This window comes from Mycetocola sp. 2940 (assembly GCF_040548835.1).
In the GTDB taxonomy this organism is placed as follows: Bacteria; Actinomycetota; Actinomycetes; order Actinomycetales; family Microbacteriaceae; genus Mycetocola_A.
Genome location: NZ_JBEPSK010000012.1, coordinates 15,020 through 28,489, shown reverse-complemented (window position 1 = coordinate 28,489; position 13,470 = coordinate 15,020). Strand labels below are relative to the sequence as shown.

Sequence of the window (13,470 nt, the reverse complement as noted above, 5' to 3'; positions counted from 1 at the left end):
TAGGCATTACCGATGATGCAGCACCGTACAGCCCCTCCCCCGTACGAGGGACTTATCTGGCCTTGTCGCAGAACTGTAAGAATTGGCTGATGACTGACGGGCTCTCGCTCTTTGAAGACCCCACGCCCGACGAGCATACGGTGCACTCATTGACCGCCAGTCAACGTCAGCTTATCCGAGAGCGGTTCACGAATCTCGGCATCACAACAGCCCGCGAACAATTCGCGCTAGTGAAGGATTTGATTGGCGTGCGCATCTCTCGGGTCGTCGACCTAACTGAGTCCGACGCGCAGTCCTTGCTCTACGCGCTCCAAGGACGAGCGCAGCACGCGGGACGTACTCGCACCGGCGATAGCTGGACTGATCGCGAGGACACATGGATCGACAAACTTTAGGCAGTGTCACTCGGACTCGGCGACGCCGTCAGCGAAGCATTGGACCACGGCGCATCAGAGCAACAGTATCTTGTCCTTGGTAACCCGCCTCGATCTGATGGCCTGCGTCTCGTTGGACTTGATTAGTCCCAGACCCGTTAGCTCCGTGCAAACGGCAAACCTCCCGCTCTATAGACGATCCTCGCCGATCGTCGCAGCGTAGAACGCTCGCGCGTCAGCGCAAAGCCGCGGTCACAGCCGTGCTCAACCGCTAGCTACGCTGAGCACAAGGCGACATTCAAGAAGAGGACGTTACATGGCAGGGCTGATCGGTGATGGGCATAACCGTCTTCTTGATCAATTGAAGGAGCAGCTTCGCCGAGTTGCCGCTGGTGAACCGGCAGCCGCGCGGATCATCATCCTTCGCGGGGGCTCAGGCGTGGGTAAGTCACGAATCATCCGCGAGTTCTACGAACGCTTGCAGCAAGAGGAACCCGAGCCGAAATATTGGCCGCCTCTCGATGAGACGGTGGCCTTCGGCGGCCAAGGTCTGCTTACAGCTCGCAAAGTTCTGGCTCCAACAGCGGAAACATTCCGGTGGCCAGCGAAGGCCCGGCCTTCGTTCGGCTGGTGGGCAATCGATTGTGCACGCATGCCGCACGGCCAGGCCGTGGACGCCGCGGCACAAGCAATGCCGATGTTCAAAGCTCACATGCCGGCCCTGGCCTTTGCGTGGGGCCGCGCGTCCTCCTTAGTGGACAAGCTTTCGGCGAAGTCGCGAGACGCTGAAGACCGTCTTCGGGAACTCATCAACTCTGGAATGACGGATGAAGCTGGAGAGCTCATTGGCAAGGCCTTGGGATTTACGGTCCCATTCTTGGGTTTAGGGATCGAGTGGACCAATAAAGCCATACGATCGGGCGCTGAAGTGATTCGAAACGAGCGCGACTTCCGATCCGACACTGACGTCGGCTTTCACGTGGCCGAAGTCCGGAACACGACTGCAGACAATCTTTTCTCGGCCGTAAGTGCATTTGCTCACGAACGTTTACCTGCTGTCGTAGTTATCGAAGATTTACACGATATGGACGCAAGCACCGGGACTTTCCTGAGCAAGGTTGCGAATGCGCCCGCGTCGAATCCTGTACTCGTTGTTGCGACAGCTTGGCCGGAACACGAACGGACACAGTCAGTGTTAGCGACAGGGGCAGGCTCGGAGTATGCCAAATGGAGGGCAAAAGCCGTCACCGCCGCTGCGGTTGAGGTGTGGGATGTCCCCACTCTGACGGCATCCGAGCGCGTTGCTCTCGTCGTCGAGGAATTGCCGACAATTTCGGGGCGTGACCTCGACCTACTGGCAGGGCATTTCAGGAACCCGTTCGCGCTGAAGGTGTACCTGCAACTTCCTGGCACGCGCGAGAGGATTGCTGACAACGATGGTCAGCTTCTCCTCCAGCCAGAAGACTTACTCAGCTACCCGCCAGACGTTAACCGTGCAATGTACGATCTCATGTGGTCAGCTCTACCCCACGATGTACGGGACGCCATGATGCTCGCTGCAGGAAGTAGAGCTGATAGCGAAGCGAGTGGAGTCGATGTCTTCATCGCGCGGATCGTTGCAGCCGCGGCAGGGTCTGCCGACCTTCTTGATTCAGCGGGATCGGCGACAGCCAGCAGCCTTGAGACGTCGCTGCAAGACGCTGCCTCTCCATACGCTTGGCTTATTGGTGCCTCAGGCGGGCTGCAGTTCAAAGAGCGCGATCTCGCCATAACTGCTTTGGCAAAGTACAACGAACGCTACACGCTCCGCAATCCACGACGTGAACGGCTCCGCACGGCAACCATTCGCGAACTCACGAATTGGGTAAATCAACGGCGAGCTGGGGGCTACTTCCTTGAGCCGGAAGCGGATGTTCTGGTGGCCGCGAATTGGCTCGCGGAAATATCAGACGAAATTACCCCGACCGCTGCGGTGTTGCGCATAGCGAAGGGCCGCGATGGTCGGCGCCGTCGAAACGATTCTTCGGCCAACGACCTGCTCCGGTTAGGCGACTGGTCCGACGCCTTAGACGAGGATCATCACGAGTGGGTAGGGGTCCGAGCGCTTGCATTGTTAGCGAAATCGACTGGATTCTATTTTGAGGACGCTGATGATTTGGCGACTCTCGCACAACTGCTACCCGAACTTGTTGCGGCTATGGGCCCAGCACATCCGGTCACTCTGGAGACTCGTTTAGTCCTTCTGCCGAAGTGGAAGTTCCGGTCGCCACCGCCGAGTGCGTTGATGGACCTCTACAGCAGCCTTCTGACCGACCAAATGCAGGTATTTCGGCGCAACGACCCTCAGCTGCTCTGGGTCCGCCACGAGTACGCCCAGTTACTTGAGTGCAGCGGCCGCATAGTAGATGCATTGGACCAAACAGAGGCGCTCGATGTCCCTTTCGACAAGATCTCCCACGTCCCTCGATTCCTTGACCAAAACACCACGAAACGAGCTGACCTGCTGTGGAAGTCCGGACGCAGGGATGACTCGACCGCTCTGTATTCGCAAATACTAGGAGAGCGCAAGTTCACTCAATGGCGGGCACTCAATTCGTTCTGTACAAACTTGGTGGCAGCCGGTGAAACGGAGCTGGCGGTGCAACGTTTTTCCGAACATGTTGCTTGGGTTGAGGCGAGTAACGGTACTGTCTCGCTCACAGGTCGCTCGGAGATCGCATGGTTCCTGTCCCGACTAGGAAAGCACGATGAGGCCGCCGACCAACTTAGTGAGGGCTGGGAGGAAGACGATCGCCTGCGGTCGGATCAAGATGAGAAAGCGCGGTTGAGGCGCGGCCCGTCCGATCGATCACAAGTCGTCACGGCGCTCCGAAGAGTGGGTCGGATAGAAGAAGCAATCGCCCATGGCGAGCGCGCATTTCGAAGCTATCTCGAATTCAACAATGTTGGAGGTCACCGGTTCCGTGGTGCTTTGAACCAACTCACCACCATGTTGGCCGAAGCGGGGCGAACGGATGAGTCCATCCTCAAGTATGATCTTGCAATCGAGCACCAGATCCGACTCCTCGGGGAAGACAGCCGGGAGGTCGCGATCAGCAAAGAATCTCGTTCTCGACGCCGTGACGCAGCCGTGGTCAAGCCCACCCTCAAGGGCTCGATAAGCGAGGCCGAACCTTCCATGTTCTAACTGGTTCCGTTTTTCGATTCCCACATCGTGACGAACCGCGCCGATGGTTCAATCCTGGACATACATAGTGATTCTTCCGTGAGAACGAACCGCGAACTACTTCATCACCGGGGCCTAAGTCGGGTCGCCATCCCGAAGGCACCGCGGGCGGCAGTATCGCTTCAACCCGAACGTGCAATCGCTCGAGAGAACCTTCTTCTAATTCGGCAGCGGCTGCGGGCTGCGGAGACGGGCGGCGGCTGCGGCCGCAGGCCAAAGTCGCCGGCCGAGCGATCCTTGAGTGCGGTCTTGCCGGACGATCGCCTCGACAGCAGCGCGTGCATCGGATCATTCGCGATCGGGCCGGGCGGTGTCTCCATACCCCAACTACGCATCGTGCGCGAGTGGCGAGATCCGCTCCCATGGTCGATGTCTGTGCAGAAGCACTGAACGTCTCCGCGCGCTCGGCTCGTTCGTGTTTGTCGGCGGTCCGGAGTACACTTCTTATATCGAACATATATACGAATATTCGAGGGAAGAGGCATCCATGCCGACGATCATCGATAAGCCGGTCACCGTCGACCTCAGCGCAGCCGGCGACCCGGCGGCGTTCTTCCTCGACCGGTTCGAGCACACTATCATCGGCCAACCACAGGCCATCTTTTCTCGCACTCGGTGGTGGGAGCAGGGCTCGGCCCCGAAAAGAATCGACACTGAACTGTGGCGGGTTGATGCCGTCAAGGCCGGCGTGGCCGCGGGAGGCGAGGAACAGCACCGGTACGACCTTCGGCGAGACGCCGACGGCACCTGGGTGCTCGCCCTCGACTGGGGATGAGCTTCCCGCACCTGCATGTCCACTCCGCGTACTCGATGCACTACGGCGTCACCATGCCCGAAGAACTCGCTGAACAGGCGGCAGCGCAAGGCGCGAACTTCCTCGCTGTCACCGATCGTGACGGCCTGTACGGGGCCATCAAACACGTCCGTGCGTGCCTCGCCGCCGGCGTCCGCCCGGGCCTCGGGGCCGACCTCGCCATCCACGACGACGAGCACCGGCCGCTCGGCCGAGCCGTTGTCCTCGCGCACGGGCACACGAACGGCCGCGGCTACGGTGCGCTCTGCCGGCTGGTGTCCGCGGCTCATCAGAACGGGTCGAAGAAACCGTCCGTCTCCCGGGAACGACTCGCGTTTCTCGCCGGGATGAACTCCCTGACCGTGCTCCTCGGTCAGGCATCCGACGTCGGCCAGGCGATCGAACGCCGTGACGGAGCAGAAGCTCGGCAACGTCTCACCGCGTGGACCCGGGCGATGCCCGCCGGCTCGGTGACGATCGAGGTGGTCTGCCATCTCGCGGAACCAGGAAACGCCGGCTCGGTGACTCCGGCCACCCGGATGCTGTCGCTCGCCGAGTATGCGGGATTGCCTGCCGTTCTCACCAACGCAGTCCGGTATGGCACTCCTGACGAGGCGCTGACGGCCGACATCGCTGACGCCGCCCGGATGCTCACCCCGCTGGCCGAGCTGGAGGACCTGCAAACCAACGGGCAGGCGTGGTTGAAACCCGGTCAGGCGATGCGGCAGGTCGCCCGGATGGTCGTCGACGCCGGCGCCCACGAACCCGGCGCCGTCGACCAGCTGATCCGCGATACCGAGCACCTCGCCGAGAAGTGCGCCCTCGACGGCGCCACAGACATCGGGTTGGGCAAACCACGGATGCCGGAAGCATCCGTCATTGGGGTGAAAGGCGAACCGCTCACCGAACTGTGGACCCGTGGCCGTCACGGCGTCGACGAACGCTACGCCGGCTCGAAGCTGCTCCCCGAAGCGCATCGCGCACTCGAGCATGAGATGACGACCGTCGAGCAGCTCGGGATGGCCGGGTACTTCCTCACCGTCGCTCACGCCTGCGACCTCATCCGGAACCAAGGCATCCGAATCCAGGCGCGCGGGTCCGGGGTCGGCAGCGTGCTCAACTACGTCCTCCACACCTCCTCCGTTGAACCGATCAGCAACGGCCTGATCTGGGAACGGTTCCTCTCCCCCGAACGGCGAACCCTTCCCGACATCGACATCGATGTCGAGTCCGCGAGACGGCACGACATCTACCGGATGCTGTTCACCGAGTTCGGCTCCGAACGGGTGACGCTGTTGTCAATGACGAACGCGTACCGCGGTCGCGGCGCCGTCCGGGACGCCGGGCTCGCCCTCGGAATGGACGACGCCGACATCAAGGAGATCGCCGGGCAGATGTGGCGGTTCAACGCACGCCAGTTCCGCCAGGCGCTGAAGCAGAACCCGGAACTTGCCGGACTTGCCACGGCGGTACAGGAAGACCAGCAACTGGACATGCTCGTCGACATGACCGAACGACTCGACCGGCTGCCCCGGCACATCGCCGTGCACCCGTGCGGGGTGATCCTCTCGGACCGGTCACTGCTGGATCGCACCGCGGTGCAGGCCTCCGGGATGGGGCTGCCCATGTCGATGTACGACAAGCACGACATGGATCCGCTCGGGTTGATCAAGCTCGATGTTCTCGGGGTGCGAATGCAATCCGCGATGGCACACGCCGTGGCCGAGCACCGCCGGCTCACCGGTGAAACGATCGACCTGAACCAGGTACGGCTCGACGACGAGCCCACCTTCGAACTCCTCCGGTCCACCCGCACCCTCGGGGTGTTCCAACTCGAATCCCCCGGTCAGATGGAACTGGTCGGAAAACTCCAACCGGAAGTGTTCAACGACCTCACCGTCGAAATCTCGCTGTTCCGCCCAGGCCCGATGCAGAACAACATGCCGTTGCAGTTCCTCCAGGCCCGCCACGGCGAAGTCGCCCCGGACTACATCCACCCCCGGTTCAAGCCGTTCCTCCAAGAGACCATGGGCGTCATCGTCTTCCACGAGCAGGTGATGAGGATGTTCGACGAACTCACCGGCTGTGGTCTTGGAAAAGCGGACGTGCTCCGCCGACGCCTCGAAAAACCCGACGAGCTCCCCGCGATCGAGTCCTACGTCCGCGAGCACGCCGCCCTCCGCGGATTCTCCGACGCCGTCGTGAACCGGGCCTGGACGGTCCTCGCCGGGTTCGGAGCGTTCGGGTTCGCGAAAGCACACGGCGCCGCGTTCGCCCTTCCCACCTACCAGTCCGCGTGGCTGAAAACACACCACCCGACGGTGTTCCTCGCCGGACTCCTCACTCACGACCCCGGCATGTGGCCGAAGGACCTCATTCTCGCCGAGGCGAGAAGTCTCGGCATCCCCCTCCTCGGTTTCGATGTGCAGACCTCAGGCCTCGAATACCGGGTCGAACAGACCACCGACGGCATCCAGGGCATCCGGATGTCGCTCGTAGAACTGAACGGCAGCAGCGAAGCGGAACGCGCGCGGATCGCGAAGCACCAGCCGTTCGACTCGCTCCAGGACTTCCGCGACCGAGTCCGCCCAAAACGCCGTACCTTCGAATCCCTTGCCCGCGTCGGCGCACTCGACAGTTTCATCGGCTACGACCGGGACCGACGACACGAACTCCTCGCCCACATCCAGTCACTGCAGGGATCCGCCGTGCGAATTGGTGACGACCAGCTCGCTCTCAACATTGAACTGCCACCGCTCGGCTACGAAGGGAACCGGTTCAAAGCGGTCACGTCGATGGAGCTCCGCGGTCGCACGCAGACGGACCTCGAACTCCGCGACCTCAACGTCGCCGTGTCGAACCACCAGATGGCGCGGTTCCACGACCTGTTCCGTGAACTCGGGGTGACCCCAGCGGCGAAACTCATCGACCTGCCCGGCGGAACCGACGTGCTCATCGCCGGCGTCCGGCGAGCCACAAACACACCACCGACCCGGAACGGAATCGGCCGCGTAGTGTTCCTCTCCCTCGACGACGGGTCCGGGCCGGTCGCCAACGCAGTCGTCTTCGGCGACGCCCAGCAGAAGATCGGCGGAAAAGTGTTCCGCACCAGCTACATGCTGATTCGTGGGAAGACGAGACGGTCGGGCGCGCGCGGAGTCTCCGTCACCGTCGACGACATGTGGGACCTCTTCGAGGTTCAACGGAACGTTAAGGCGAGGCACCAGGCGGCACAGCGAGAAATGGACGCACGCACCGAGGCCGGTGCCCATGGGATCGAGACGGTCCCCGGCTGGCACCTCCGCGCGGTTTGAGTATCGCCTTCATCTACTCGACTTGCCTCCTGCCAAACTGATTCTGAGTGGGGTCGGAACGAGCTTCAGGCGGCAACACAATGCGTGCCCGTGCGGCGCGGGCAGCACTCCGAGCATCCTCGGTGCTCAACCTGCTCGTGGGGACCCGCTCGATGACCTCCTGTAATGCGATCTGCACAACCAGTGACTCGACTGACACCCGCGGCTTTTTCTGATGGGCTCTCGCCCGGTTCTCCAATTCCGCATCGACGCCATACCGGGCACTCTGACGGTGTACCTCCGCCACGAGAGTCTTCACGAGTCGCTCGAACTGCTGCTTCCGCTCTTCTTGTCGAACCACAGCCTTCGTGCTGCGCACGGCCGCTGCGGCATCGCGGCTGGTCAGCAAGTCGACGCGACCCATCCGTTCGGTGATGATCTCGATTGCTCGGGCGTACATGATGCTCTCCGCCTGCACTGGTGGGAGGCCCACGCGTGCCCTGGTCGCCGAGTAGGCGTCCGCGAACTCTCGCATGCGCCCACCATTCTTGAGTATCTGTTCTGTCAGCGACTCCGCGAAGACCGTTAACTGCCGTAAGTGCTCGGGCAATGCTGGATCACGAAAATAGGCGCCCGCCTCGCGCTCGTTGGAGCGTCGCTCCGCGGCGGTGGGCGAATGAAGACGCTTCGGCGGCAGGCCATTTCGCTCGAGCCTGCGTTTGAGACGCTTCGCCGCCGCGTTGGCGGCGAGCTCCGCCGCGTAAGTCTCTGGGTCGTTGCGCCGATTACGCTGCAGTTCGGCACGACGCCCTTTGTTGCGCTCGGCCCACTGCTTCTGTGCCTGCTTCGAGCGGTCGGGGTCCGCGTCTCGTCTCGCAGCGGCCCGAGCGTTCACCTCGTCGCAATGATTTGCGTAATAGCGGTTGTAGTACTCCCTAACTTTCTCACGGTTTTCCTCCATCCACCGTTGCTGATACTCGCGGACGCGGTCGGGATGCGCTTCCCGCCAGCTCTTCGCCCGTTCTCGCCCGCGAGCACGCACCTCTGCCTGGCGCCGCTTTCTTGCCGTGGCTCGACGCATCGAGTCGCGGTTGAGTTGCCGTGCTCGGTCGAGATGTTCAACCCGCCAGCGTCGATTCAACTCGCGGACGTGATCGCGGTTCGCTTCCACCCACCTACGCCTGGTTGCGGTGCGCTGATCGAGGCGACTGTCTCGAACCGTGTCGCCAGCGAGGCCATCTGGGGCGGAAGGCAAAGCTCCCGGTGCCTTTCCCGTGGAGGCGCTGTCATCTATCGGGTCGTTCGTCATTGTTGTTACTCGATCGGCGGGGGCGCCAACTCGATGACGAGAGCGAGGAGTTCAGAGCGATGTGCCGTCGGATTCGCGATCACCCGTCCGATGACGGCTCGTAGCCGTTCGGCGTCCTGGTCCCAGATCGCCGAGACGGGCTCCATGCAATATGCGATGTCGTTTTCGATGTTGTAGTCAGCATCGTCTACAACGACCTCCGGATAGTAGAAAAGGGCGGCAAGCGCCGTGCGAGTGAGCAAATCGTCGAACTGTTCCTGCGGGATCGTCATAGTGAAACTCCTGCCGTCAGACTCGTGTGAGCCCATACTGCCGCGAACAGGAGGTACGCCAGCGGTGACTGGCCGGGTGAGACCAACCACTTCTTCGACCCTCGGAATCGAGGGATGGGTACTCAGGTGCGCTTTGACGTAAGCACCGGCTCGTTGACGTGTACGGGTCCGACGGCTTCGCCGAGGACATCCGGCATGGCACGGCGGCGCCGCGCTCGGCTTTCCCGTCCCCGCACCCGGAAGAGCCGCATAAGGGTCACCGGTCCGGCGATAAGGATTTTCAACGCGTTCCACGCGAACAGAATCGCGAGAGCGTTCAGCCAGCCCGAGCCACCGGCTTCGGCCAGCCCGGCACAGAGGACCGTCGCCACCCCGTAAGGGACAGCCAGGAACATCGCCGGCACGCCCCACTTGAGTCCGCGTCGTGTGTGGATCCCGTCGAGCAGGATGTTGGTCGGCATAAACCGCCGCAGGGAGTAGTAGGCCCGTGCAGTGACACCCCAGATGAGTCCGAACATGCTGCATCCTTCCGGATGTTCGGCGACAAGAACCTGGAAGGAGCGCCCGATGAACGGGAGTCATGCCATCGCGACAAGCGATGGCGCAATAGAGGTCGCTTGAGGGCCAGTTTAGAACGGGATGCCGGCAGGGGGAAGCCCTGCAGTGCCTCGCCTCGCCGCGAAGTAGGAGAAGTGCTCGTCCGCGAGGCGTTGTGCCGCTTGAAAGGCGGCACGGGCGCGAACTGCGTCCATTCCTTGGGCCGTCGATTGCGGCACCTGGCCGAGCGGACTCATCCCGGCTATGCCGTAGCGATCCCGGTATGCCGCGATGGTGCATCCGTGCTGTCGCCAAGCGGCGGCAGATGATCCCCCGGGTGCGGTCCCGAGCGCACGCGTCCACGGCGCCTTTGTCAGCAGCGCCTGATCGAGGACCGCACTCGCTCGGGCTTCGATCAGGTCGGCGCGCTCGATGAGGGCCCGGCGCATGTCAGCATCCATCGGTCCGGTCGCGCTCGGGATAAGTCCGACCACCAGTCGTGGCGTCGGGCGCGTACGACCTGCTCCGGCGACTCGAGCGATCTCTGATGCGATCCTGTCATGTACGACCGCCGCGACATCTTGCGCGTCATCGAACCCGCGCGCTGCGACGACGCGCGCAAGCAGGCTTCTGATATCGAAGTGGTAGGCCTCAGCCCGCCGGAGCTCGGCGGTCAACGCTCCGAAGGCATTCGACTCAACGGCTTCGTCAGCCTGGCCCTGCGAGAGCCCGCTCCCTCGCAACGCAGAGACCCATCTGTCGCGCTGCGCGGCTGCCGCAATAGTCTCGTACTCTGCTGCGAGCTGTGCGATCGATCCCCAGGCTTCCTGCTCCGCCACGATCGTCTCGTGCGCAGACAGTTCGGCACCGACGTGCTGTAGAACGCCATAGAGGATGTTCGGCGCTGTCGCGTCGGCGTTATCAGTGGGGCGCGGTCCGACGTGCGCGTCATCCGGTTGATCGATGGCCACGTAGGCCGTGTTCGCCTCGCGGCCACGCGTCATAGCAACGTAAAAGTTCTCTCGCGTGGTGCTCGACGCGACGACGACGTGGGCGGTGTCCGTCGTGATGCCTTGCGCACGGTGAGAAGTTACCGCATAGCCGAGTTCGACATGGTGCTTGACGTACTCGGCGGGGAGCACCGTGGCGCTCCCCCACCGGCGGCCGTGCCGTCGAACTTCGGCCGAGCCGTTCCGCCGCACTCCGATCACGGTCCACCGGTCACCGTTACGCACCCAAGATCGGCCCGCGCGAAGGCGACGATTGTTGCGGCGGGTGATGACCGTGTCACCGACAGCAGCACGGGTTCCGTCATGCAGGGCGACTTCACGAAGCGCATCCACTCGGCCCTCCAGGATCAATTCTGTTCGAGCGCGCACGTTCAGCGAGGCGACCGCCTCATTCGAATCGCTGATCAGAACTGCTGCTTTCCCGGCTCGGGTGTCAGAGCACCAAGCCTCGTAAGCGGCATCCGCCATTGCCTCCGTGCTGCCCTCGCGAACACGATTGTGCGCGACGTACAGGTCGATGGACTCGGGATCGCCTTGACGCAGCCCGAGTGATGCAGCCTTCTCCCACTCGTGCGTGAAGCGATGCACGTCGCCGAGTTCTGGTGCGTCCCCCCGATCGTGGACCAGCAGCGACAACGCGCCGCCCGCCTCGACCGACTGGAGCTGGGCGTAATCGCCAACCAGAAGGACTTTCGCGGCCGAGTCCGCAGCGAGCGCGGTGATTCTGTCCAACGACAAGGTACCCGCCAATGACGCCTCATCGATGATCACGAGTTGACCCGAGCGGAACGTCGCTTCATGGACCAGGTGGTTCTGCCACCATTTGGCCAGGTTCTCGGTCGTGATGCCGAGATCCTCCCCCAGTACCTGTGCGGCGGCCGCCGAAGGGGCGAGCCCGACAACTGAGCCCGCACCATATGCAACCTCCCAGGCCAGCCGAAGCGCGTGCATCGCGGTCGTCTTCCCCGCGCCAGCCGGACCCACGAGGACATCGATGACCCGCCCGGAGCCAGCGATGGAGGCGAGCGCTCGGAGCTGATCGTCGGCGAGCACTCCTCCACCCGGCAGCTGCGTACGAGCAACCGAACGCATCGTTGCCAGCGCGACTTTCGGTCCCGTCTCATCGGCGGCACGATCGAGCAAGCGAGCCTCCGCGTCGAGCAACTCCGACGAGGTGAACACGATGGAGTGCTTCGGACGGAAAACCGACGTCCCGTCGTCCCGCTGGAATGCCTCCGAAATTGCCGCCAGCTCGGGTGGCGTGATTCGCAGCGATGCGCTCTCGGCGGCATTGACGACGAGGCCGAGGACGGCTTCGCGATCGGCTGCCGACGCGAATCGGAGGTGCATCATTTGGCGCGCAGCTTCGGCCGCGAGGTTCCAGTGCCGCCAGGTGGACCGCTTCTCGCTAACCGCCGCCATCACACTCAACCCCAGCGAATGAACGGTTTCGGGCGGCACGTCCTTTGCCTGCAGCGCCGGAGACTTGAAGGATGCGGCGCTCGCCCACGTCGTCGCATCCTGCCCCAACACACGCTCCGCACGTGCACGCCATTCCCGGGTAAGTTCTGTGAGCGAGCGCATCTGCTTCGCGGGTCGTGTGGAAAGCGTGGCCTGAGCGCGCAGCTTCATGATGGTGACCGGATTCGGACGGCGACCGTGCCGTCTCACGTACGCTTCCAACAACTCGTCCGTCTCGACATCAATGTGGCGCGCCCTCGTCGAAAACTCTGCGACCAGCGCCTCGGGAACAGAACTGATTGCCCATGCCGGGTGGCGATCTCCGCCCCGTTCCCTCATCTCCCATCGCACGCCGAGCGCTCGAGTGAGTGCGTCTGCGAACAAGGCCTCATGCAGTTCGGAAAGCGCCACCACAGCCGCGTGCATCGGTCGGCCATCGAGTGAACGCCACTTGCCGTCCAGCACGGTCTGCACCTTGTTACTGATGACGACGTGCGTGTGCAGATGCGGGTCTCCCGCCCGACTGTCGAAGTGATCGAAGGCCGTCGCAATGATGCCGGTCACACCAACCTGAGCCACGGCGCCGTCTCGCATTTTTGCACCGGTCCTCGTCGCTACGACCTCGCGCTCCATGTAGGCAACCACGTCGGCGATCGCCTCATGGTGCGCATTCGCAATCAGCGCCTGCGTTGCCGCGTCAGCAACACCCCACAGGACGCTCGCCGATTTCGGAATCGAAAGGGTGAAGTCGTAGCCAGCAACAGCGCGGCGGCGGGCGACCCGGGGTGGCTCCCCTGCTGATAGCGCGGTCGCTTGGTCGGCCTCGATATGACGGTCTCCGGGGCCCGCGTTGCTCACAGTCCCGTAAGAGGGGTATGCGCGCCCGAGCGCCTCGCCGGTCAGCGGATTGCGGCCCAACCCTATCAACAGCTGTAGCTGCGCCTCCGTGACGTCGTCACCCTCGAGAATCTCCGCACCGAGGCCACCGATCCCGCCGCCGATCCACCGTCCCGGCGGTGTGCCTTGCGCGCTGTAGTACCGGGTCAGCGGCGTTGAAAGTGAACGCTTCCCATCCTCAACGGCGACTGTGCGCAGCAGGTACTTGTAACCGTCGCCGGCACTCATCACTCGCATCGATACCGTCACCCGGTCCACCTCCGTCGTTGTGAAGGAGGTGCGCCGCCTCGATCTGCAA

8 protein-coding genes are annotated in these 13,470 nt (G+C 62.9%); 4 read left to right on the top strand and 4 right to left on the bottom strand.

Going from position 1 to position 13,470, the window contains the following annotated elements:
• The first annotated feature begins 89 nt into the window (after positions 1-89).
• The 4 genes from ABIE24_RS14000 to ABIE24_RS13985 all read left to right on the top strand — a co-directional run bounded on the left by ABIE24_RS14000 (position 90) and on the right by ABIE24_RS13985 (position 7,707).
• Positions 90-395 carry a hypothetical protein gene (locus ABIE24_RS14000; RefSeq protein WP_354500692.1) on the top strand — a complete coding sequence of 102 codons (306 nt, stop codon included), beginning with the start codon at positions 90-92 and terminating at the stop codon, positions 393-395.
• A gap of 295 nt (positions 396-690) precedes the next feature.
• Positions 691-3,561, top strand: coding sequence for an ATP-binding protein (locus ABIE24_RS13995; protein WP_354500690.1), 2,871 nt, complete (start codon positions 691-693; stop codon positions 3,559-3,561).
• A 526-nt stretch (positions 3,562-4,087) separates the two neighbouring features.
• Positions 4,088-4,375 carry a hypothetical protein gene (locus tag ABIE24_RS13990; RefSeq protein ID WP_354500688.1) on the top strand — a complete coding sequence of 96 codons (288 nt, stop codon included), beginning with the start codon at positions 4,088-4,090 and terminating at the stop codon, positions 4,373-4,375.
• Positions 4,372-7,707 carry a DNA polymerase III subunit alpha gene (locus ABIE24_RS13985; protein WP_354500686.1) on the top strand — a complete coding sequence of 1,112 codons (3,336 nt, stop codon included), beginning with the start codon at positions 4,372-4,374 and terminating at the stop codon, positions 7,705-7,707. Before ABIE24_RS13990 ends, ABIE24_RS13985 begins: the two co-directional genes overlap by 4 nt.
• 13 nt (positions 7,708-7,720) lie before the next feature.
• Here the strand turns inward: ABIE24_RS13985 and ABIE24_RS13980 are convergent, their stop codons facing one another.
• The 4 genes from ABIE24_RS13980 to mobF form a co-directional block, all read right to left on the bottom strand.
• On the bottom strand, positions 7,721-8,995 hold the full coding sequence (locus ABIE24_RS13980; RefSeq protein ID WP_354500684.1) for a hypothetical protein: 1,275 nt from the start codon (positions 8,993-8,995) through the stop codon (positions 7,721-7,723).
• A 5-nt stretch (positions 8,996-9,000) separates the two neighbouring features.
• Complete coding sequence (locus ABIE24_RS13975; protein ID WP_354500682.1) at positions 9,001-9,267, bottom strand: hypothetical protein; 267 nt, start codon at positions 9,265-9,267, stop codon at positions 9,001-9,003.
• A gap of 122 nt (positions 9,268-9,389) precedes the next feature.
• On the bottom strand, positions 9,390-9,785 hold the full coding sequence (locus tag ABIE24_RS13970; protein ID WP_354500680.1) for a sulfate permease: 396 nt from the start codon (positions 9,783-9,785) through the stop codon (positions 9,390-9,392).
• Positions 9,786-9,896: 111 nt separating this feature from the next.
• Positions 9,897-13,421, bottom strand: a complete 3,525-nt coding sequence (mobF, locus tag ABIE24_RS13965; RefSeq protein WP_502916283.1) for a MobF family relaxase — start codon at positions 13,419-13,421, stop codon at positions 9,897-9,899.
• Positions 13,422-13,470 lie beyond the last annotated feature (49 nt).

Excerpts from the sequence above, each read along its gene's own strand:
- ABIE24_RS14000 (WP_354500692.1), top strand. The coding sequence starts at position 90 with ATGACTGACGGGCTCTCGCTCTTTGAAGACCCCACGCCCGACGAGCAT.
- ABIE24_RS13970 (WP_354500680.1), bottom strand. The coding sequence starts at position 9,785 with ATGTTCGGACTCATCTGGGGTGTCACTGCACGGGCCTACTACTCCCTG.
- ABIE24_RS13975 (WP_354500682.1), bottom strand. The coding sequence starts at position 9,267 with ATGACGATCCCGCAGGAACAGTTCGACGATTTGCTCACTCGCACGGCG.
- ABIE24_RS13980 (WP_354500684.1), bottom strand. The coding sequence starts at position 8,995 with ATGACGAACGACCCGATAGATGACAGCGCCTCCACGGGAAAGGCACCG.
- ABIE24_RS13985 (WP_354500686.1), top strand. The coding sequence starts at position 4,372 with ATGAGCTTCCCGCACCTGCATGTCCACTCCGCGTACTCGATGCACTAC.
- ABIE24_RS13995 (WP_354500690.1), top strand. The coding sequence starts at position 691 with ATGGCAGGGCTGATCGGTGATGGGCATAACCGTCTTCTTGATCAATTG.
- ABIE24_RS13990 (WP_354500688.1), top strand. The coding sequence starts at position 4,088 with ATGCCGACGATCATCGATAAGCCGGTCACCGTCGACCTCAGCGCAGCC.